This is a genomic window from Streptomyces sp. bgisy027 (assembly GCF_057710365.1).
In genome coordinates, this window is sequence record NZ_JBYIVZ010000023.1 from 57,664 (window position 1) to 77,729 (window position 20,066).

At 73.1% G+C, this 20,066-nt stretch carries 20 protein-coding genes and 1 pseudogene; 16 read left to right on the top strand and 5 right to left on the bottom strand.

Going from position 1 to position 20,066, the window contains the following annotated elements:
- Positions 1-42 precede the first annotated feature (42 nt).
- Both AC3ETA_RS23830 and AC3ETA_RS23835 read right to left on the bottom strand, forming a co-directional pair.
- Entirely contained in the window at positions 43-1,395 is a 1,353-nt protein-coding gene (locus tag AC3ETA_RS23830; protein ID WP_432194930.1) for a TfuA-like protein, read from the bottom strand.
- Positions 1,392-2,576, bottom strand: coding sequence for a YcaO-like family protein (locus AC3ETA_RS23835; RefSeq protein WP_432194931.1), 1,185 nt, complete (start codon positions 2,574-2,576; stop codon positions 1,392-1,394). Before AC3ETA_RS23835 ends, AC3ETA_RS23830 begins: the two co-directional genes overlap by 4 nt.
- Before the next feature lie 182 nt (positions 2,577-2,758).
- On the opposite strand from AC3ETA_RS23835, the gene AC3ETA_RS23840 reads away from it, so the two are divergent.
- The 3 genes from AC3ETA_RS23840 (at position 2,759) to AC3ETA_RS23850 (ending at position 4,128) form a co-directional block, all read left to right on the top strand.
- Positions 2,759-2,938: a hypothetical protein gene (locus AC3ETA_RS23840; protein ID WP_432194932.1), complete on the top strand. Its 180-nt coding sequence runs from the start codon at positions 2,759-2,761 to the stop codon at positions 2,936-2,938.
- A 185-nt stretch (positions 2,939-3,123) separates the two neighbouring features.
- Entirely contained in the window at positions 3,124-3,426 is a 303-nt protein-coding gene (locus AC3ETA_RS23845; protein WP_432194933.1) for a hypothetical protein, read from the top strand.
- A 222-nt stretch (positions 3,427-3,648) separates the two neighbouring features.
- A complete protein-coding gene (locus AC3ETA_RS23850) occupies positions 3,649-4,128 on the top strand; it encodes a hypothetical protein (protein WP_432194934.1) in 480 nt (159 codons plus the stop codon).
- A gap of 111 nt (positions 4,129-4,239) precedes the next feature.
- On the opposite strand, the gene AC3ETA_RS23855 is transcribed toward AC3ETA_RS23850, so the two are convergent.
- Positions 4,240-4,800: a hypothetical protein gene (locus AC3ETA_RS23855; RefSeq protein WP_432194935.1), complete on the bottom strand. Its 561-nt coding sequence runs from the start codon at positions 4,798-4,800 to the stop codon at positions 4,240-4,242.
- A gap of 420 nt (positions 4,801-5,220) precedes the next feature.
- Here AC3ETA_RS23855 and AC3ETA_RS23860 point away from each other — a divergent pair, with 420 nt between their 5' ends.
- Entirely contained in the window at positions 5,221-6,399 is a 1,179-nt protein-coding gene (locus AC3ETA_RS23860) for a PP2C family protein-serine/threonine phosphatase (RefSeq protein WP_432194936.1), read from the top strand.
- 10 nt (positions 6,400-6,409) lie between these two features.
- Here AC3ETA_RS23860 and AC3ETA_RS23865 read toward each other — a convergent pair whose 3' ends face one another.
- On the bottom strand, positions 6,410-6,565 hold the full coding sequence (locus AC3ETA_RS23865; RefSeq protein ID WP_432194937.1) for a hypothetical protein: 156 nt from the start codon (positions 6,563-6,565) through the stop codon (positions 6,410-6,412).
- Between the two features lie 140 nt (positions 6,566-6,705).
- Here AC3ETA_RS23865 and AC3ETA_RS23870 point away from each other — a divergent pair, with 140 nt between their 5' ends.
- Entirely contained in the window at positions 6,706-7,215 is a 510-nt protein-coding gene (locus AC3ETA_RS23870; RefSeq protein ID WP_432194938.1) for a hypothetical protein, read from the top strand.
- On the opposite strand, the gene AC3ETA_RS23875 is transcribed toward AC3ETA_RS23870, so the two are convergent.
- Positions 7,202-7,672 carry a bifunctional DNA primase/polymerase gene (locus tag AC3ETA_RS23875; protein WP_432194939.1) on the bottom strand — a complete coding sequence of 157 codons (471 nt, stop codon included), beginning with the start codon at positions 7,670-7,672 and terminating at the stop codon, positions 7,202-7,204. The genes AC3ETA_RS23870 and AC3ETA_RS23875 overlap by 14 nt on opposite strands.
- Before the next feature lie 256 nt (positions 7,673-7,928).
- Here AC3ETA_RS23875 and AC3ETA_RS23880 point away from each other — a divergent pair, with 256 nt between their 5' ends.
- The 11 genes and pseudogenes from AC3ETA_RS23880 to asnB all read left to right on the top strand — a co-directional run bounded on the left by AC3ETA_RS23880 (position 7,929) and on the right by asnB (position 20,060).
- The gene (locus tag AC3ETA_RS23880) at positions 7,929-8,543 is read left to right on the top strand and encodes a DUF998 domain-containing protein (protein ID WP_432194940.1); all 615 of its coding nucleotides are present in this window, start codon (positions 7,929-7,931) and stop codon (positions 8,541-8,543) included.
- A 112-nt stretch (positions 8,544-8,655) separates the two neighbouring features.
- Positions 8,656-8,922, top strand: coding sequence for a hypothetical protein (locus AC3ETA_RS23885; RefSeq protein WP_432194941.1), 267 nt, complete (start codon positions 8,656-8,658; stop codon positions 8,920-8,922).
- Positions 8,922-11,283: pseudogene (locus AC3ETA_RS23890) on the top strand (heavy metal translocating P-type ATPase). The gene AC3ETA_RS23885 and the pseudogene AC3ETA_RS23890 overlap by 1 nt, the downstream one beginning before the upstream one ends.
- The gene (locus tag AC3ETA_RS23895; RefSeq protein ID WP_432194942.1) at positions 11,280-11,822 is read left to right on the top strand and encodes a copper chaperone PCu(A)C; all 543 of its coding nucleotides are present in this window, start codon (positions 11,280-11,282) and stop codon (positions 11,820-11,822) included. Before AC3ETA_RS23890 ends, AC3ETA_RS23895 begins: the two are co-directional and overlap by 4 nt.
- Before the next feature lie 157 nt (positions 11,823-11,979).
- Positions 11,980-12,678, top strand: a complete 699-nt coding sequence (locus tag AC3ETA_RS23900; protein ID WP_432194943.1) for a hypothetical protein — start codon at positions 11,980-11,982, stop codon at positions 12,676-12,678.
- 308 nt (positions 12,679-12,986) lie between these two features.
- On the top strand, positions 12,987-13,658 hold the full coding sequence (locus tag AC3ETA_RS23905) for a sigma-70 family RNA polymerase sigma factor (protein ID WP_432195002.1): 672 nt from the start codon (positions 12,987-12,989) through the stop codon (positions 13,656-13,658).
- Between the two features lie 112 nt (positions 13,659-13,770).
- Complete coding sequence (locus AC3ETA_RS23910; protein ID WP_432194944.1) at positions 13,771-14,835, top strand: ABC transporter substrate-binding protein; 1,065 nt, start codon at positions 13,771-13,773, stop codon at positions 14,833-14,835.
- 2 nt (positions 14,836-14,837) lie between these two features.
- Positions 14,838-15,923, top strand: a complete 1,086-nt coding sequence (locus AC3ETA_RS23915) for a FecCD family ABC transporter permease (RefSeq protein WP_432194945.1) — start codon at positions 14,838-14,840, stop codon at positions 15,921-15,923.
- 19 nt (positions 15,924-15,942) lie between these two features.
- On the top strand, positions 15,943-16,734 hold the full coding sequence (locus AC3ETA_RS23920; protein ID WP_432194946.1) for an ABC transporter ATP-binding protein: 792 nt from the start codon (positions 15,943-15,945) through the stop codon (positions 16,732-16,734).
- A 133-nt stretch (positions 16,735-16,867) separates the two neighbouring features.
- The gene (locus AC3ETA_RS23925) at positions 16,868-18,220 is read left to right on the top strand and encodes an MFS transporter (protein ID WP_432194947.1); all 1,353 of its coding nucleotides are present in this window, start codon (positions 16,868-16,870) and stop codon (positions 18,218-18,220) included.
- A gap of 13 nt (positions 18,221-18,233) precedes the next feature.
- The gene (asnB, locus tag AC3ETA_RS23930) at positions 18,234-20,060 is read left to right on the top strand and encodes an asparagine synthase (glutamine-hydrolyzing) (protein ID WP_432194948.1); all 1,827 of its coding nucleotides are present in this window, start codon (positions 18,234-18,236) and stop codon (positions 20,058-20,060) included.
- Positions 20,061-20,066 lie beyond the last annotated feature (6 nt).

Sequence of the window (20,066 nt, forward strand, 5' to 3'; positions counted from 1 at the left end):
CGTCACAAGGACGGGGCATCACCCTGCCGGCGGGCCAGGCCGTCACCGCCTTGCGCGGTGCAGCAGCACGAACCTCCGCGCGGAACCCTCGGCCTCCGCCAGGGACACGAATCCCCGGTCACGAGCCACCGCCTCCAGCTCAGGCGTCCCTTGCGCACGCCAGGTGTCCGCAAGATGCCGCCGTACCACGGCCCGCGGGAGGTGCTGTGGTGTGCCGCGCTCACCAGTGCGTGCCATCTGCCGGTTGAGCCGGTCCGCGGCGGTCACGGCCTCGGCGCTCGACCTCCAAGCGGCTGCCGAATCGCGCAGTTCCGCGGGAGCGTCGTGGAACGGCGCCGCTCCGGGGGAACTCCGGAACGAGCGCACCAGCAGTTTCAGGAGACGGCGTTCGGCACTGGTCTCGCGCAGTTCATCGGGTGTCAGCCAGTACGCCCATGCCGCCTGTGGCACCTTCGCCGCGGTGACGCCGCGCTCGGCCGCCGCCTTGAGAGCGGCGTGAACGAGGCCGCGGTCCTGGGACATCGCGAGAGCACCCGCGATACGGGCCAGGGCGAAGCGCCGGTAGCGGATCGCGAAGTCCGGCGCGTACAACTGCTGGAAACGCAGGACGTCGAGCTCGGCGACGGATCCGGGGCCGGCATCGCGCACCGCGGGACGGAACGCACCGCGCCACCGCTCCAGGTACATCGTGCGCGGCACCATCCAGGCCGGAGTGGCCCCGGCCGACGGAGCGGACGGCAGGCGCGGAGCCGAAGAATGCGCCAGTGCCAGGAGCGCGTCCCGTCGCTTCAGGTCCGAGGACTCCGGATGGCGCTCCGCGAATTCCCCTAACGCCACCGCCGCTTCGGCCGCTTGGGGAGACAGCCGCCTCGCCGCGTGCTCGATCGCCCGCCACGTACGCTCCGCGCAGTGCAGTGACCGTGCCGTCTCCAGCAACTGCGAGCCGAGCTCTGCGGACAGGACCTCCTCGGCGACCGCGCTCGACACCGTCCACCGTATGTTGACCAGTGGAACGGTCGGCTGCCGGTGGTCGCCGGACGGCGGATGCCCGGCCGTCACCTCGTCGTCGGCGTCCAGGATCCCCTGCGCGTACATGCCGAAGACGAGGCCCACGCCCTCCATGCCGTACGGCCACAACTCGGCCGCACGCAGGGCGCCCATGCCGGCCGCTCCGATGACCCGCGCACCTGCGGCGAGTGCGTCGGTGATCTCCTTGTGCCGTACCGGCGCGGTCGGGTGGAGAACTCCGTCGATGATCACCACGTTGTCGTCCGCGCCGGCGTCCAGGGAGAGAAGGTCTCCGTGCCGCACCGGGCCGTGCACCACGGCTCCGGGAACGGCGGCCAGAGCCTCCTGGGCGGACAGCGTAGGGCCGATGAACACATGCGTTGTCATGAGACCCCCTCGTGGAGGCCGGGAGACGTCGGTGTGCCGAGAGGACGGGGAATCCCATGACGGCCGTCGAACTCCAGGCCCGGAGTGACGACTTTGACGACGCTGAACTCGCTCTCGGTGCTCAGATCGACGACCACAGGGGGATGCCCGCTCAGCCGACGCACCTCTTCCGAAAGCCAGTGCATCTCGTCCGTGTCCTCGGTGAACTCGCCGCCGGTCGCGGACACCTCACGCCACGAGACGATCTCTCCCTCAGTGACAGGCGGACGCCCGGCTACGCCGGATCCGTTCGTGAACGGGACGGCTGCCAGATCGTCGCGGGTGCCCGCGATCGCGGTCAGCCTGCTCTGCACCGACTCGGTGACGGCCCGGCTCAGTGCCACGGCCGGCGAGCCGTGTACCCCGGAACCGACGGCCAGGGCCGGGTGGTCCTCCGACCAGACGTACGTCACGAAGCACGGCAGGCCCCAGCGGTTGGGCACGTCCACGATCTCGATCCAGGCGCCCGCCTCGGCGATCCGCTCGAATACGGCAGCGCACACCGGGTCGTCCACGCTTGACGGATCCACATGCCTGCGCTCGGCGACCGGAACTGAGCCGACCGCCGCCGTACAGTCGTGCTCGATCACCTCGTACAGAGCGTGCGTGACTGCTTCGTCGTAGCTGTTGCCACTGGCCAGTCCGTTGGTCGAGCCATGCAGGAGGGGCGGCTGCCAGGAATCCGAGACCTGGTGGTCGACCGTCACGTACGAGCGCGGCACCAGTGTCTTCGCGCCGGTGACGGCGTCGGAGCCGACGACCCAGTCCAGCGGAGTCCGTTCGCTCAGCAGGCTCCCCTCGGGCTGTTGCAGATCCCGTACGTCGTAGTGGAGATCCAGTTCGCAGGCGGGTGTCCGCCTGGCCTCCGCGTCGGGGCACGCGTATTCGGCATGCCACAGCTCCATGGACTCCATGACGACGGAAACGCGCGCGAGCAGTAAGGACGTGCCCGTGCCCTGCGAGACGGTGAGGGTCTTGGCCGCCGGGCGTACCGCCATCGTGACCGGTACGCCCAAGGTGTCCAGACCGGTGACATCGGCGACCCGCGTGATGCCGAACCGGCCCCGCAGTCCGTCGATGATCGCCCAGGTCTCCTCCGGGTGCCGGACGCGATGTGTGCCGTCGAAATGAACCTTCTTCACGCGTCCCCTCCTCCCTCCTCAATTCCTCTTCCTCAGCATGGTCGGAGCAGGAGAAGACGTCGGACAGAGGGTCGAAAGGCGCGGAGCAGTAGTCGGGCAAATCTTTGGTCGAAAGTCGGTGGAGCGGGATGTCAAGGCGTTCGTTCCTGGTGGTCGACCGAAAGGAATGAGGAAATGGAGAAGTGAGCCGGCGGTCGGCCGCCGTCCCGCTCGTGCGCGCCCCGCTGACCCTGGCGGCGCCGCGGCGCATGGCCCGCGTCAGGCAGGCGCTGAGGGCGACCGCCGCGGCCGCCGACACCGCGAAGCCGAGCCAACTGGTCTCGAACCAGAGGCCGTTGAGAACACCGAGCCCCACCAGGTAGCAGGCCCAGATCAGGCCGCCCACGGCCGACCACCTCAGATAGCGCGCCCGCCGTTCCGCATCGCTGCCCAGCGCCAGGCCGAGGACGGTGCGTCCGGCGGGTACGAAACGCGCGGCCACCGTGGCGGACGCCGGCCTCTCGGCCAGGCCGCACCGCAGCCAACGCGTGGTCGAGGCCACGGTCCCGTGCCGGGAGAGCGCGTCGGCGCGGGCGGAGCCGCGGCCGACGAGCGCGAGCAGCAGGAGGTCGCCGACGTACGAGGCGGCCGCGACGGCGAGTACCAGGGCGACCAGTGCCGTGCCGTGTCCTTGAGCCACGAGTGCGGCCGCGATCACGAGGCTGCCGCTTGGCAGAAAGGGCAGCAGCGCGTCACAGGCCACGGCGAGAAGAGCGACGGCGAAGACGAGCCAGGGCTCGACAGACAGCGCGCCCACTTGGATCTGCATGGATCGATCGTATCGAACGTTCAGATAGTAGTGAACACATAAAAATGGAAGTGGCCTGTAACGGCACGGCTGCCGAGGACTTGATGCTTTCTTGGCACTCCCCCTGCACGGCTCTGATGTTCTGCCGGCCCGTCGTCCGCGAGCCTGGACGGCGTTGCCGTGGAAGAGCTCGCTGTGAAAGGTCCCTCACATGACCGTGTCCAGGCAGGCCGTCAAAGGCGCACCGCCGCGGGTGAGCGGGCGAGGCCCCCGGTGCTGAGCAGGGTGAACCGCCATCACACGCCGTACTGGTCCGTCGTCGTCCACGTCGCCGCCGCGGCGCCCATCCTCGTCGCGGCCGCAGGCGAGGAACAGGAGCTCGTGCTCTTCCGCGCGGTCGCCGTCCTCGTCAGCTTCCTGGTCGGACTGGTGGCCATGGCCCACTTCGTCCGCAGGGAGGGCAAGAAGGGGCTGGCCTGGGCCAACTCCCTGGCGGCGACGGCCGTCGCCTTCACCCTGATGGTCAACCTGATGCGCGGCTGGCCCGTACTGTCCCTCGCGGCGACCGTGCTCATCGCCGGCGGCTTGTACGTACGGTGGACCAGGGCCGGCCGCCCGACCGGCATCGAGGACATCGAGTCCCGTGCCGAGGCGGGCCGACACGACGAAGGACTGCGAGGCTGCCGAGGAGCGCGCGCATGGTCACGGCTGTCGGAGGGAGATCCCGGGGACTCCCCTTCCCGGTCAGCGCACGGCCCCTGCTGACTCGTGGTGCGTGGCGGCCAACGCAGCCGCTGCTGCCGTGTGCAGGCGCCGTTGAACCCGTCCTTGCCGGTCGGGCCCGCGCCCTCGTACCTCGCCGGCGGTGCCGGACCGTCACGGCCGTACGTGTCCCCCCGGCGCGCCCTGACGCACCAGCTGCGTACCCTCGACCGGCCGCTCGGCCGGAGTCGTATGGCCGTGCGCGGCGGGTGCGCAGCGGCCTTGGAGGCGGGAGAGTTCGCCCGCGCAGCGTTGCAGGGCCACCTCCAGGACTTCCGGCATGCTGAGGGTGCCGGTGCCGTCCGGTGGGACGAGCCAGCGCAGGGCGCCCCAGCGGCAGTGCGGGGCCGGGGCGGCGATCCAGGTCCCGGCGCCCAGCAGCCGCACCCCCGTGCCGATCCACACGGTCTGCGGCTCCGGGGGCAGCAGGAAGCCCACATGGCGGCGCCGGGCGTCCAGCAGACAGGGGCCGGGTTCGAGCAACGGCAGCTCCTCCAGCAGGTCGGCGACCCGCAGCCCCAGCTGCTCCGGCACGATCAGCACGTCCCAGAACCGTCCGGCCTCCAGCAGCGCGACCCCGGTGCTGCCGTTCTGCCACTCCTGCTTGCAGGCGCCCGGGTCCTCCGACGCCGCGGCCAGCCATTCCATCGAATTCGTCCACTGCGTGAGTGCCATGAGGAGCCTCCCTGTGGTGCGCCGACGCCCGGTTGATGCCCTAGTGCACCGGGTGGCGGGTGTCGCGGCCATACAGCGGGAGCTCAATTCCCCGTATGGGGCGAGCGCCCGCGCGCCAAACAGGCAGGCAGCAGGGCGTGCGCCCCCATGCCGTCGGAGTACGCCGGAGCCGGTCGAGCACGCCGGGACCGCCCGGCGCCCGCCCACTCCCACCAGGTCACCGCCCGTTTGCTGTCCGTGTGCGCGTCCCGTGCGGCGACTCAGCGGGGCGCGTGCCGGGGGCCGGGCGGTCTGTGCGTGACATGTGAATATTCGTCACCGTTCTAGGGTGTTCGTGTGGCGCGCTGGTTCCAGTCGTTTCATAGACCGCCGAGGTTGCGGCCCGCCGCGTCCGGCGGCGTACCCGAGCGGGAAGCGGTCATGCCGACCCGGCTCGCCGCGCTGCGCACCGCGCTGGCCAGGATCGGCACCACCCTGGACGAGGGCAGGACCTGCGCGGAACTGACCGGCGAGGCGGTCCGGCAGGTCGGCGGCACGGCGGCCGTGCTGTGGGCCGGCGGCGAGGCCGGGGCCCGGTACGAGGCCGTCAAGGGCGATCCGGCGCTGCTGCCCGGCGTCCCGTGGGCCCTGGCCGCGGCGCGGGAGGCGAGTGCCCTGCAGGAGGCGGCGTCCGCGATCCCGTACGCCTCGGCCGGCCGTGCCCGACCGGCGCTCTGCGTTCCCCTGACCACCGACGGACACCCCTACGGCGGGCTGGTCTGCGCCCGCGAGCGGGCACCGTTCACCCCGGCGGAGGCCGAGCTCCTCGGCCTGCTCGCCGAACGCGCCGCCTCCCACATCCGGCACGCCCGCGAGCACGAGCGGGTCAGCGGCATCGTCGGCGACCTCCAGCGTGCCCTGCTCGCCGAGCCCGGCCGTCCGCACCCCAACCTGGACGTCGCCATCCGCTACCTGCCCGTCGGGCAGAGCGCCCTGGTCGGCGGCGACTGGTGCGAGACCGTCCGGCTGCACTTCGGGCGAACGCTGCTCGTCGTCGGCGACGTCATGGGGCACGGCCTGGAGGCTGCCGTGGACATGACCGCGTACCGCTCGTCGCTGCGCTACATCGCCTCCGCCGACCTGCCCCCGCACCGCGTGCTGCGCCAACTCGACGACAGCGCCTCCGCGGAGCCCGACCGCCGGCCGGCCACCTGTCTGATCGCCCGTGTCGACCCCAACCGGGGCCAGGTCACCCTGGCCAGCGCCGGACACCTGCCCCCGGCCGTGATCGACGGGCAGGGCCGCACCTCACTGCTGCCGGTGCCGGTCGGCCCGCCGCTGGGCACGGGCCTCGGCGGCTACGAACCCGCCACCTACCGGCTGGACCCGACCCAGACGCTGGTGCTGTTCACCGACGGCCTCGTCGAGCACCGCGGCGAGGACATCGACCACTCACTGGACCGGCTGGCCGGCGTCGGCTTCGCGGCCGCCCCGGGCGTCGAGGACGTCATCGACACCGTGCTCGCCCGGCTCGACGCCCGGCATGCCGAGGACGACGTCGCCGTACTCGCTGCCCAACTGCACGGTCGCGTCCCGGGCGCAGACGGTCAGGGCACCTGAGCGCCGTGGCTCACCAGTCGTCGCCGTCGTACTGCATGCCGGAGACGTACGGGTCGTGTCGCCGTCCCGGCGGCTTGGACGGCGGCGCGGCGGGTGGCAGGCTCGCCTCCCGCAGGGCGTCGCACCACGGACAGTCGACGGTGTCCTCGCTGTCGTTCCGCTCCACGGGGGCGGCTCCTGTTCTGTTCGAGGGCGGGCGGTGCTCCTCGGGCACTGATGACTCCATACGGGTCATGTCCTCACTCGACTGGGTGGTGGCGGAGGCGTCCGGCGTACCACCGGCGCACGCCTCGGCGTTGCTCCGGCATGGACAGCACTGATTCGACGCGGCGCGTCCTCGGCGGCGACGGCGCACCCAAGTCGTACGTCGTACCGGCCACCGGCGTCCGGGGCCAGCCGTCGATCTACGCGGCGCTGGTCGCTGAGTGGCGCGCCAAGGGGCGCACCGTTCCCGGGCGCCGTGACATGTCGTGGGACCTTCTCGTGGCCGCGGGCGGCCGAGGGCAGACCGGTACCTCCTGGGCCGTCGGCCCGTGCAGCGGGCTGACCCCGGCCCTCGGGGCCGGCCCGGCGGACCACGGACCGGCCCGGGCGGGCGAGCGCCACGCCGGGGCGGCCGGGCGGGACGCCCCCGAGTCCGTGGGCGGCTCCGTCGAGTCCGGGCGGGGCCCTGGTGCGGACGGGCCGCCGGGCCCGCCGCCCGAGCGGGTTCCCGCGATCGTCGTTCCCCGGGGCCTTCCCGGGCCGTTGTTCGTGTGGGAGAGCGGCGGCGGTGGTGGACGCGTCGGTGTGGCCGATCCGCTCATGGGCGACTGACGTCCATCGGGACGGCGAGCGCGCCTCCGGCCTCGCGCAGCGCCTGCCGCACGGCGTCCGGGTCGTACAAGGCGCCGGTCCCGTCGGGCGGCAGGACCCACTCCATCCGCCAGCCGCCGCGGTGGTACGGCGGTGGCACTGCGACCCAGGAGCCACGGCCGGCGTGGCGGACGCCGATCCCGGCCCACCCGGTGGCGCCGGCGGGCGGGATGAAGAAGCCGACCCTGCGTGCCCCGCAGTTCATCAGGACCGGGCCGGACGACCGCGGCCGCATGCGTCTGAGGAGATCCAGGGCGGCCAGGCCGAGGCGCTCGGGGACGCTCAGCACGTCCCAGACGCGTCCGGCCTCCAACAGCACCGCGTCCGCGCCCTGATCCCACTGCCGTAGACACGACCGAGGATCCGCCGCGGCCGCCGCGAGCCACTCCACAGCCTGCTTCCCCATGGCGCGCTGCATGTCCCACTCCCCGCACTCTCGGCTCCGCCGTTCCGCTCAGGGCCCTTCATGCTGGTGGATATTTCTATGCGCCGGAAGGGGTGGCGTGGCCTGGCGTTTGCAGGTGATCCGTACGGCCGTCGCAGAGCCGTTCGGTTCCGGTCGGCCCGCGCCGATGCCCCGGTGCCCACGGTGACCTGACGGCGTGTCGTCCGTGGCGCCGGTCGTCTGCGTGTAGCTGACGGGTCAACCGATTCAGTCGTTCTACGGTGTTTTGATGCGACATGTGCCTGGATGGGCGCTGCTTTCGTCGGGCTGCGCGCCTGTCGTACTGATCGGTGGATGGCTGATCGCGGCGCGGCTGGAAGGCCCCGCCTACGACCCCGTCACCCAGACGATCAGCGTCCTGGCGGCCTACGACGCCGCCGGATTCTGGGTGATGACCTCGGCGCTCGCCGTCCTGGGCGTCTGCCATCTGATCACCGCGCTCGGGCTGCGGGCCGCCGCGCTCCCGGGGCGGGTGGCGCTGGGCGCCGGGGGAGTGGCGGCGTTCGTGGTGGCCGCGCTCCCGCCGCCGAGCAGCGGAGGGTCCCTGCGCCACGGCGCGGTAGCCGGGGTCGGCTTCGCCCTCCTCGCCATGTGGCCGGTGCTGGCCGCCGATCGCCGGGGCGCCGGACCCTGGGGGCTCAGACTCGTGCCCTCCACCGCGGCGACTCTCCTCATGCTCGTCAGCGCCCTCTGGTTCCTGATCGAGATGCACAACGACGGCGCCGCGGGTGTCGCCGAACGCCTGGTGACCTCCATCCAGTCGCTGTGGCCGTTCGTGGTCGTCGCCTCGTGCCTCCGGCACCGCTACGGCGTCAGCCGTTCAGGGGGCAGCCGTTCGGGGTGATGCTGTTCAAGGCGGCAGCTGTTCAAGGTGCCCGAATCGGCGGACCGGGTCCGGGAACTGCCCGTCCCCGGGGCCCGACTCCTGTAGCGGTACGCACATCAGGAGGCCGGTGATGAAACAACCCCAGCAGTCCGCTCGCGGCGGTGGCGCGGCGCTGCGCGCACTCGCGCCACCGCCCGCCCTCTGCGGGTTTGTGCTGCTGCTCGCCCTGATCTTCACGGCGTCGTACGCCGTCGGAGCAGCATCCGGGCCCGTCGCGCCCGGCATGCACGGACCCGGGACGAGCGGCAGCGGCGGCTCGGACCAGGAGGACAACGGCGACAGGGGAGACATGGGGAACATGGGCGGCACGGACATGCGGCACGGGAGCGGCGGTTGATGGCCACCGAACCGGCACCGCCGATGGCCACCACGGACCTGGCCGTCGGCGGGATGACCTGCGCGGCCTGTGTGCGGCGGGTGGAGAGGAAGCTGGCCAGGCTGGATGGCGTGACGGCGACCGTCAATCTGGCCACCGGGCGTGCCCGGGTGAGCCATCCCCCGCACGTCCGCCCCGGGGAACTCGTGGCGACCGTCGAACAGGCCGGGTACACGGCCGCCCTGCCCGAGCCGCCGAAGGCCCGCCGGCGCCCGGACGCGCCGGGAGACGGGGCTGACGCGGGGCGCGGGGGCGGAGGCACGTCCGAGGACGTCCGGTCGGAACGGGAGCGGCTGCTGGTCACCGCGCTGCTCGCGGTTCCGGTGCTCGTGCTGTCGATGGTGCCCGCCTGGCAGTTCCGCAACTGGCAGTGGCTCTGTTTCGTACTGTCCGCACCGGTCGCCCTCTGGAGCGCCTGGCCCTTCCATGTGCGGGCCCTGCGCGGGCTGCGCCACTCGACGGCGACGATGGACACGCTGGTCTCCCTCGGCGTCGTGGCGTCCTTCGCCTGGTCGGCGTACGCCCTGTTCTTCGGCGGCGCGGGCGCGCCGGGGATGCGGATGCCGTTCAGCCTGCTGCCCTCGGCCGCGGACGGCGTCGCGCACGTCTACCTCGAAGCGGCGGTCGGCGTCCCCCTGTTCGTGCTCGCCGGCCGGTTCCTGGAGGCACGGGCACGCCACGGCACCGGCGCGGCGCTGCGTTCGCTCGCCCGGCTCGCCGCCAAAGAGGTGTCGGTACGGGAGGGCGGCACCGAACGCCTCGTTGCCATAGCGGAGTTGAGGGGCGGGCAGATCTTCGTCGTACGCCCCGGGGAGCGGGTCGCGACGGACGGTGAGGTGAGCGAGGGCAACTCCGCCGTGGACCTGTCGCTCGTCACCGGGGAGAGCGAGCCCGTCGAGGTCGGGCCCGGCTCACCGGTGGTGGGCGGTGCCGTCAACGCGGGCGGGATGCTGCTGGTGCGGGCCACCGCCGTGGGCGCGGACACCCAACTGGCGCGGATCACCCGCCTGGTGACGGACGCCCAGGCCGGCAAGGCGCGTGCGCAGCGGCTGGCCGACGCGGTCGCCGGGGTGTTCGTGCCCGCGGTGCTGGCGCTCGCCGTCACCGTGCTCGGGTTCTGGCTCGGGGCCGGGGCCGACCCGCAGACGGCGATCACCGCGTGCGTGGCCGTCCTGGTGGTGGCGTGTCCCTGCGCGCTGGGCCTGGCGACCCCGACCGCGCTGATGGCGGCCACCGGACGAGGTGCGCAGCTCGGCGTCCTGATCCGGGGCCCGCAGGCGCTGGAGGGGCTCCAGCACGTCGACACCGTCGTCCTCGACAAGACGGGCACCCTCACCTCCGGGCACATGACCGTCGCCCGCGTCAGGGCCGTACCCGGCGGGCTCGGCGAGGACATCGTGCTGCGGCTGGCCGGTGCCGTGGAGCAGGGCTCGGAACATCCGCTGGGCCGCGCCGTCGTCGCCCATGCCCGCAGGGCGCTGCCGCAAGGGGACGTGCTGCCCGGGGTACGGGACTTCCGCGCCGAGCCCGGCCGGGGCGTGCGCGGCCTCGTCGAGGGGCGCTCGGTCGAGGTGCTCGCGCCGGACGAGGGGTTGCCCGCGGTGCTGGCGGACGCCCTCCCGGTGGTGGAGGCCGCAGCGCACACGCCCGTCGTCGTCCACGTCGACGGCGCCGCCGAAGCGCTGGTCGAGATCGGGGACGTCGTACGGCCCGGCAGCTACCGAGCCGTTGACCGGCTGCGGCGTCTCGGTGTGCACCCGGTGCTCGCCACCGGCGACCGCGAGGGCCCGGCCCGCGCCGTCGCCTGCGCCCTCGGCATCGAGGAGGTGCACGCGCGCCGCACACCCGAGGACAAGGCCGACCTCGTACGGCAGCTGCGCGCCGAGGGCCGCCGGGTCGCGGTCGTCGGCGACGGAGTCAAACGACGCGGCGGCGCTGGCCGGCGCCGACCTCGGCATCGCCATGGGCACCGGCACGGACGCGGCGATCGGGGCCGCCGACGTCACCCTGGTGCGCGGTGACATCGAAGCCCTCGGCGACGCGGTCCGCCTCGCCCGACGCACGCTCGGCACGATCCGCGCCAACCTGCTGTGGGCCTTCGGCTACAACCTCATCACCGTGCCGCTCGCCATGGTCGGCCTGCTCAACCCCATGGTCGCCGCCGTGGCCATGTCGGCGAGTTCGCTGCTCGTGGTGGGCAACAGCCTCCGGCTGCGGGCCTGGCAACCGGCGGCGCGCCGGCGCCGTGAGCGAGCCGGAGCACGTGGCCGGGCCGGAGCGCGGGGTCGCACGCCCGTCGTCGCAGGAGGACGTACCCGATGACCGTGTCCACGGCCGCCCGACCGGCCGAACCCCGGGCCTGGCGCCCGACCCGCCGCCGGATCACCGACGGCCTGCTCGCCGCGCTCGCCCCGATCGCCGCGTGCGGCGTCGCCCTGGGCGGCCTGACCACCTGGGTCGGCGCGGGCAACGCGGGCAGCCCCGCACGGATCACGGTCACCGACGGACGGGTCTTCCTGCCGTACGGAGAGGCCCGGGACACCGCGGCGTTCTTCCGGGTCGTCAATTCCGGCGGCTCGGACGACCGGCTGCTGAAGGTGACGTCGTCCGCGGTCCGTGGTGAGGCGACGCTCAGCCGGCACCGCATGGCCGGTGACAACGCGGCGTCCGCGCGGACGGTGGAATCCGCCGGCGTCCCGGCCGGCGGCAGCCTCGCCATGTCCCCGTTCGGACTGGACGTCACACTGCGGGCCGATCCGGAGTGGGTGTCGGGCACATATGTGCCGTTCACACTGCACTTCGAGCACGGCGGACGGATCGAGGTGCAGGCCAAGGTGGTCCGCCCCGGCGAGGCAGGGTGAGGGCGGCCCCACACCCTCACTTGTCGGCCGGAGTGCGCGCCCAGTTCCCTCCTGCTGATGTGTCCTGTATCACTCTTCTGGGCTTGAGTGCGGGACGGGGGTGTTGTGCGTACCCACCCGTGACGAGTGGGCCCAGGATGCGAGGATGAGGGCCGTCATGACTGCTGGGTGGGGTGTGCGCACGATACGGGCCGCGGTGTTCGCGTCCGTCTGTGTGCTGCTCGCCGCCCTCGGTCACGTCCTCATGTCGGGCCGGGCCGTCCCTTGGTGGACGCTGGCCGCCGGCGCCGTCCTCACGGGCGGCGTGGGCTGGTGCCTCGCGGGCCGGGAGCGAGGGCTCCCCCTGGTCGTGTCCGTCGTGGTCGCGGCCCAGGGCGGGCTGCACACGGCCTTCGAGTTCGCGCAGTCCCCCACGTCCACCTCCACCGCGCACGACATGGGCTCCATGTCCGCGCACGGGGGCTCCATGGATCCCATGTCCACGGACGCCATGAGTTCCATCGGGTCCATGGGTTCCACGGGATCCATGTCCATGGGGCACATGGGGATGCAACACATGGACATGAGCCACGACATGGGCGTCACATCCTCCTTCGGCATGTTCGCCGCCCACACCCTCGCCGCGCTCCTGTGCGGCCTGTGGCTCGGCCACGGTGAACGGGCCGCGTTCCGCATCCTGCGGGCCGTCGCCGGCTGGCTGGCCGCCCCGCTGCGGCTGTCGCTCGTCCTGCCGACGCCATCGCACCGCCCTCGTCCGCGTCCGCGCCGCGGGCGCTCCGACCGGGCCCCGCGGCTGCTGCCGCTCGTCCACACGATCACCTCTCGGGGTCCGCCGGCAGGGATCGCTGTCAGCTGAGACAGCCGGTTCCCCGAGGCGCGCGACCGTGCCTCGGGCCCCGGCCGTACCTGTCGTACGGCCGTATCCCTTGCTTCCCCGGACCCATCCCGCGCGGTGTACCCGTACGTCGCACACCGCCGTGCCAAGCGCCCGGCGGTGATGCCGTCGTACCCGCCGCCGTGCCGGAGTCCGGACTACCGAGAAGGAACCAGGTGATCACTCCTGCTCTGCCCTCCTCGCGCCCGACCCGTGTGAGGCACACGAAGGCGGACGACAAGGCGGACATCAAGGCGGACATCAAGGCGACCGACAAAGCGAGCAACCAGGTGGAGACCGCCTCCACGGCGGTCTCCCGCGACGAGTCGACGACCGCGTGGGCGCTGGCCGCCGGAGGCGGAGACGCCGATGCGACCGACCGATTCGTCCGCTCGCTGCACCGCGACGTGGTGCGCTACGTGGCGCACCTGTCCGCCGATCCGCAGGCCGCCGACGACCTGGCGCAGGACACGTTCCTGCGGGCGCTCGGCAGCCTGCACCGGTTCGAAGGCCGGTCCTCGGCGCGGGCCTGGCTGCTGTCCATCGCGCGGCGCGCGGTGATCGACAGTCACCGGTACGCGGCCGCCAGGCCCCGGCTGTGCGACACCGACGACTGGACGCTGGTGGCGGAACGCGCCCAGCCGACCGGCCTGCCCGGCTTCGACGAGGGCATCGCGCTGCTCGACCTGCTGGACGCGCTGCCCGACGAGCGCCGTGAGGCGTTCGTCCTGACCCAGATGGTGGGCCTGCCCTACGCGGAGGCGGCCGAGATGAGCGACTGCCCCGTCGGGACGGTCCGCTCGCGCGTGGCCCGCGCCCGGGCGACCCTCGTCGAACTGCTGGCGGAGGCCGAGACCACGGTCACGGACGACGCCGCGGCCCTCGCCGAAGCGCCCGTCGCGGCCCTGGCGGAGGCGGCGCCCGTCGTCGCCCTCGCCGAACCGGCCGTCGTCGCGGCCTGACCCGGAACCCGGTGTCGGTTCCCCTGCCGGGAACCGACACCGGGTTCGCCCCGACTACTGGATCGGGCGGCGGAGATCCGCCCGTGCGACCAGTGGATCAGGGGAGTTCTCGATGCGTTCTCGTGTGGGGCGGGCCATGACGGCCGCGGTGTTCGGCGGCCTGCTGGCGACAGGCTGCGGAAGCGGGAGCGACGGGACGGCGAGCCCCGCCGCCGGCCAGGGCGACCCCGCGGACCACCCGGTCACCGTCACCGACTGCGCGGGCGCCGAGACCACCTTCGCCGCGACCCCGAAGCGCATCGTCACCAGCAACGCCTCCAGCCTCGAACTGCTCCTCCGGCTCGGCGCCGGGGACAAGCTGATCGGCACCGGTTTCCCGCCCGGCGAGGGCACCCTGCCGGACGAACTCGACGCGCAGGCACGGCAGGTGAAGGTCCTCAGCGACACGGTGATCCCGAAGGAGAAGCTCCTCGGCTCCGGCGCCGACCTCTACATCGACACCTTCGCCTCGATGAACATGGGCGGCGGCATGGGGGACGCGCCGACCGAGGCCGAGTTCAAGGCGGCCGGCATCCGGCACATCTTCCTCAAGTCCACGGCGTGCGCGGCCCGGAGCAAGAGCCCCGTCACCGACCTGTCCGCCGTCGAGGACGACATCACCTCCCTCGGCGCCGTCACCGGCACGAGCGCCAGGGCCGCGGAACTCGTCGCCGGCATGAGGGAGAAGGTGGACGCCGTGCGCAAGGCCGTCGGCGGCACGCCCGAGCGGAAGCGGCCCACGTACTTCTTCTTCGACTACGACGCCGGCACCAAGCAGCCCATGGCCGTCTGCAACCGCCAGGTCGCCAACGCCGTCATCACGCTGGCCGGGGCGCGCAACGTCTTCGCCGACTGCGACGGCGACTACAAGCAGGTCGGCTGGGAGGACGTGATCGCGAAGAACCCGGATTGGATCCAGCTCGCGGTGCGCGACCGGGGCAGTGAGGCCGCGAACGACAAGGCCTACGACGAGGCCCGCGAGTGGCTGGGGACGAACTCCGCGACCAAGGGCCTGAAGGCCGTCGAGGAAGGCCGCTTCCTGCGCATCGGCTCCGAGCGGACCACCATCGCCGGCGTCGCCAACGCCGACACCGTCGAGAAGATCGCGAAGACCCTCTACCCCGGCAAGGTCGGCTGACGGTGCTGGACACCCTGGTGCGCCGGAAGGGCCAGGCGGATCCGCAGGAGCGCCCCCGGACGCGCTCCGTGCCCGCCGCGCCGCTGGCCGCCACCCTCGCCCTGGCGCTGCTCGCCGCGCTGACTGCCGCCGTGTCCTGGGGCTCGACGTCCATCCCGGCCGGTGAGGTGTGGAGCGTCGTCCTGCGGCGCCTGTCCGGCGAGGCGCCCCGCCCCGGCACCGACGACCTGATCGTGTGGCAACTCCGGGTGCCCCGCGCCCTGTTGGCCGCGCTGGTCGGCGCGGGGCTCGGTCTCGTCGGCACGGCGATGCAGGCCCTCGTACGCAACCCGCTGGCCGATCCGTACTTCCTGGGCATCTCCAACGGAGCCTCACTCGGAGCGGTCGCCGCGATCGTGCTCGGCGTCGGTGCGGGCGGTGCGCTCGGGCTCGGACTGTCCGGCGCGGCGTTCGCGGGCGCCCTCGCCACCTTCGCGCTGGTCTGGGCGGTGGCCCGGCGCCGGGGCGGATTCGCGCCGCTGCGGCTGGTGCTGGCGGGCGTGGCGATCGGGCAGTTCCTGTCCGGGTTCACCAGCTACCTGGTGCTCCAGGCCGGCGACGAGCAGCAGACGCACAGCGTGCTGTTCTGGCTCATGGGCAGCCTGAGCGGGGCGAGCTGGCCGCTGCTCGCCGCCCCGGCCGTCGCCGTACCCGTCACACTGGTGTGGCTGCAGGCGCGCGCCCGGGGCCTCAACGCCCTGATCATGGGCGACGAGACCGCGGCCGGTCTCGGCGTCGACGCCACCCGGCTGCGCCGGGAACTGTTCACCCTCACCAGCCTGCTGACCGGCGTACTCGTCGCCGTCTCCGGCGCCATCGCCTTCGTCGCGCTCATGGTGCCGCATGCCTGCCGCCTGATCGTCGGCGGCGACCACCGCCGCCTGCTGCCGGTCTCGGCACTGTTCGGCGCGCTGCTGCTGGTCGTCGTGGACATCGTGTGCCGCACGGCCATGGACACCCAGGAGCTGCCCGTCGGCGTGGTCACGTCCCTCATCGGGGCACCGGCGCTGCTGTACCTGCTGGACCGGCGGTTGGGGAGCGGCAGTTGAGGATCTCGGGGAGCACGACTTGAGGATCGACATCGAGGACCTGGACGTCGCGTACGCGGGCCGTACGGTCGTCGCGGGCGCCCGGCTGATCGCGGACGAGGGTGAGATCACCGGCCTCGTGGGCCCGAACGGCAGCGGCAAGTCCACACTCCTGCGCACCGTGTACCGGCATCTGAAGCCGGCGGCCGGCCGCGTCCTGCTGTCCGGCACCGACCTGCGCCGACTTGCCCCCGCCGAGGCGGCCCGCCATGTCGCGGCACTCCCGCAGGAGCGCGGCGGCGACTTCGAACTGACCGTCCGCGAGGTCGTCGCCATGGGCCGTACGCCCTACAAGCGGGCCTTCGCCGGGGAGGACCCCACCGACCGGGACGTCGTCGCCCGCGCCCTCGCGGACGTCGGCATGGAGCGGCACACCGGGCGCCGCTTCACGGAACTGTCCGGCGGGGAGCGCCAACGCGTCCTGCTGGCCCGCGCCTTCGCCCAGCAGCCGGACGTCCTGGTCCTGGACGAGCCCACCAACCACCTCGACATCCGGCACCAGGTCGAACTCCTCGCCCTGCTCCGGGCGGGACGCCGGACGACCCTGGTGTCGCTGCACGACCTCAACGCCGCGGCCTCCGTCTGCGACCGGCTGCACGTCCTGCACGACGGCCAGGTGGTCGCCTCCGGCCCGCCCCGCGAGGTGCTGCGGCCCGCCCTGCTGGCCGAGGTGTTCGGCGTACGGGCGACCGTCGTCGACCATCCGCTGACCGGCGACCCGCTGATCGCCTTCGACCACCGGGCCCCCGCGGCAGGCGTCGGCGCGCCCTGACGCCGAAGTGTGTGACCGGACTCCGCATTCTTCATATTTCCGGCCAAATCCGGGAACTGGGTCCTCAGCGCCCCCGACCTCTGGAAGTGAGGCTGCCGAACGGCAGGCGGCCAGGAGAGGGAGGAGGTGTGAGGTGAGGGATCGCTGGGTTCTCGTGGCCGTCGCGGGCGCGCTGTCGTTCGTGGCCATGCTCGACATGAACGTCGTCAACGTGGCGCTGGCCGACATCTCCACGGGACTGCGCGTCTCGGACGCGACGGCGCAATGGGCGGTGCTGGGCTATCAACTCCCGGTCGTCGCACTGCTGTTGCCGGTCGGCCGCCTGCTGGACGGCGCCGGCATGAGGGCCGCGCTGCTGGCGGCGACCGCCGGCTTCGCGACCTGCGGCGTGCTCGCCGCCCTGGCTCCCTGGGCGGTCTGGCTGACAACGGCCCGCATCGGGCAGGGCGCGTGCGCGGCGGTGCTGTTCGCGCTGATGCCGGTGCTGGTGATCCGGGCCGTGCGCCCGGAAGCACGCGGTCGCGCGATGAGCGTGCCCGCCACGCTCGGCCCGCTCGGCGCCATGACGGGACCGGCCGTGGGCGGGCTGCTCCTGGACCACCTGGGCTGGCGCTGGGTCTTCCTGGTCAAGCTCCCGTTCTGCCTGCCGGCCCTTGTGCTGGCCTGGCGGGCGATGCCCGACGACGGCCCGTTGCGCGCCCCGGACCGGCGGTTCCTCGCCGACACGCTGCTCGTCGGCGGCGGGTTGGCCGCATTGCTGCTGGCCCTGACTCTCGGAACCGAACGTCCGCCGTGGGCTCTGCTCGCGCTCGCCTCGCTGATGCCGCTGTGGTGGTGGCTGCGCGGGCCGGGTGGCCGTCCGGTGACCGGAGTGCTGCGTGCGGCGGGGTTGTTCCGGGCACATGGCGCGGTCCTCGCGCTGGCGGCCGCCTTCGCCGCCGTGCACTACGTCGTCGCCCTGCACCTGCAGCAGGACGAGGGGGTCAGCGCCACCACGACCGGCCTGACCGTGCTCGCCTTCCCGCTCGGCATGGGGCTGGCCGGACCGCTCGGCGGCCGGCTCGCGGACCGGTACGGCCTGCGGCCCCTCGCGATCACCGGTGCCGCCCTCACCGCGACCGGCCTCCTGCTGCTGATCCCGCTCGGCGACGGCTGGTCCCCGCCGGACGTGGCCTGGCGGCTGGCGCTGGCCGGCTTCGGCATGGGGCTGAACGGCGGCCCGGCACAGGCTCTCGTCATGGCCGCGGCCCCGCCGCGGCGCACCGCCACCGTCGGCTCCACGGTCCAGGTCGCCCGCAGCCTCGGCTTCACCCTGGGCCCCGCCCTCGCCACCGCGGCCTGGGCCCTGGCCGGGACCGGCGACGGCGCACGGGCCGGGCTGATCCTCGCCGCCGTGGCCGCCTGTCTCGCCGTACCCCTGCTGGCGCCGCCCGGTCGACCCGGCGCCTCCGTGCCCGAGCAGGCCACCGACACCGTCCCGAACTGATCCAGGAGTTCCGATGTGCGGAATCACCGGCTGGGCGTCCTTCCACCACGACGCCCGCACCCGGACCCCGGTCATCGAGGCCATGACCGCGGAGCTGTCACCGCGCGGCCCCGACGCCGGCGGTGTGTGGCTGGGGGAGCGGGCCGCGCTCGGCCACCGCCGGCTGGCCGTCATCGACCTCGAAGGCGGCGCGCAGCCGATGACCGACCGGCCGCACGCGCCCACGACCGTCCTCAGTTACAGCGGAGAGATCTACAACCACCACGGGCTGCGAGCTGAACTCCGCGGCCGCGGACACCGGTTCCGCACCCGCAGCGACACCGAGGTCGTGCTGCGTGCCTACGAGGAGTGGGGCGACGGACTGGCCGACCACCTGGACGGCATGTTCGCGTTCGCCGTCTGGGACGAACGCGCGGGGCGGCTGCTCCTCGTCCGTGACCGGCTCGGCGTCAAACCGCTGTTCTGGGCGGCCGTCGACGGCGGCCTGGCCTTCGCCTCCGAGCCCAAGGCCCTCTTCCGGCACCCCGAGATACGGCCACGGGTCGACGCGGACGGGCTCCGGGAGGCGTACAGCCTGCTGTTCAACACCGGGCCGACGGTGTGGTCCGGCGTACGGGAGGTGCAGCCGGGCGGCCTGCTCGTCCTGGACCGCGACGGTATCCGCGAACGCCGCTACTGGCAGCTGGAGGCCGGCGCGCACGAGGACGACCGGGACGCCACCGTCGAGCGGATCGGCGAGCTGATCGGCACGGCCGCCCGGGGGCAGCTGGAGGCCGACGTCCCGCTGTGCAGCCTGCTGTCCGGCGGCATCGACTCCACCGTCCTGACCGCCCTGCTCGCCGACGAACTCCGGCTCCGCGAGGGCCCGGACGCCCGGATCCGCTCCTACGCCGTCGACTACAGCGACCAGGCCGAGCGATTCACCGGCGACGTCCTGCGCACCGGCCACGACACTCCGTACGCCGTCGAGGCGGGCGCGTTCATCGGCACCGACCACAGCACGGTCGTACTGGATCCGCGCGCCCTGCTCGACCCCGAGCACCGCAGGGCCGTCGTCGTGGCCCGCGACTCACCCATCGGCGTCGGCGACATGGACACCTCGCTGTACCTGCTGTTCGGCGAGATACGGCGGCACTCCACCGTCGCCCTGTCCGGCGAGGCAGCCGACGAGGTCTTCGGCGGCTACCCCTGGTTCCACAGCCCAAGGGCGCTCGCCGCCGACACCTTCCCCTGGCTGCTGGTCACCGGCGACGAGGCCGCCATGCCGCTCAACCCCGAACTCGGCCTGCGCATGGCCGAGTTCCGCGACGACACCTACCGCACCGCGCTGGCCGCCGTGCCCCACCTCGACGGCGAGAGTCCCGCCGAGCACCGGCAACGAGAGATGCAGCACCTGTCCCTGACCCGCTGGCTGCGCCAACTCCTGCACCGCAAGGACCGGTTGAGCATGGCCCGGGGGCTGGAGGTCCGCGTCCCGTACTGCGACCACCGGCTCGTGCAGTACGCCTTCGACGTGCCCTGGGCGCTGAAGAGCTTCGACGGCCGGGAGAAGAGCCTGCTGCGTGCCGCCGGAGCGGGACTCGCGCCCGACTCCGTGCTGCACCGCCCCAAGAACCACTACCCGGCCACCCACCACCCCGACTACAACCGCGGACTGCAGGACCTGGCCCGCCAGGCCCTGTCCGTCGAGCAGGTCCGGACCCTGGCCGACGAGGCCCGCGTCAAGCCCTGCCTCGACACCCCGCCCGAACACCTGGAGTGGGGCCACCGCCTCCGTCTCGAACGCGTCGTCGACCTCGCCCTGTGGCTGGACCACCACCGGCCCGAACTCGCCCTCTGAGGAGCG

Coding starts and splice junctions, on each gene's coding strand:
- AC3ETA_RS23830 (WP_432194930.1), bottom strand. CDS start 1,395: ATGACAACGCATGTGTTCATCGGCCCTACGCTGTCCGCCCAGGAGGCT.
- AC3ETA_RS23855 (WP_432194935.1), bottom strand. CDS start 4,800: ATGGCACTCACGCAGTGGACGAATTCGATGGAATGGCTGGCCGCGGCG.
- AC3ETA_RS23860 (WP_432194936.1), top strand. CDS start 5,221: ATGCCGACCCGGCTCGCCGCGCTGCGCACCGCGCTGGCCAGGATCGGC.
- AC3ETA_RS23870 (WP_432194938.1), top strand. CDS start 6,706: ATGGACAGCACTGATTCGACGCGGCGCGTCCTCGGCGGCGACGGCGCA.
- AC3ETA_RS23875 (WP_432194939.1), bottom strand. CDS start 7,672: ATGCAGCGCGCCATGGGGAAGCAGGCTGTGGAGTGGCTCGCGGCGGCC.
- AC3ETA_RS23880 (WP_432194940.1), top strand. CDS start 7,929: ATGCGACATGTGCCTGGATGGGCGCTGCTTTCGTCGGGCTGCGCGCCT.
- AC3ETA_RS23885 (WP_432194941.1), top strand. CDS start 8,656: ATGAAACAACCCCAGCAGTCCGCTCGCGGCGGTGGCGCGGCGCTGCGC.
- AC3ETA_RS23895 (WP_432194942.1), top strand. CDS start 11,280: ATGACCGTGTCCACGGCCGCCCGACCGGCCGAACCCCGGGCCTGGCGC.
- AC3ETA_RS23900 (WP_432194943.1), top strand. CDS start 11,980: ATGACTGCTGGGTGGGGTGTGCGCACGATACGGGCCGCGGTGTTCGCG.
- AC3ETA_RS23910 (WP_432194944.1), top strand. CDS start 13,771: ATGCGTTCTCGTGTGGGGCGGGCCATGACGGCCGCGGTGTTCGGCGGC.
- asnB (WP_432194948.1), top strand. CDS start 18,234: ATGTGCGGAATCACCGGCTGGGCGTCCTTCCACCACGACGCCCGCACC.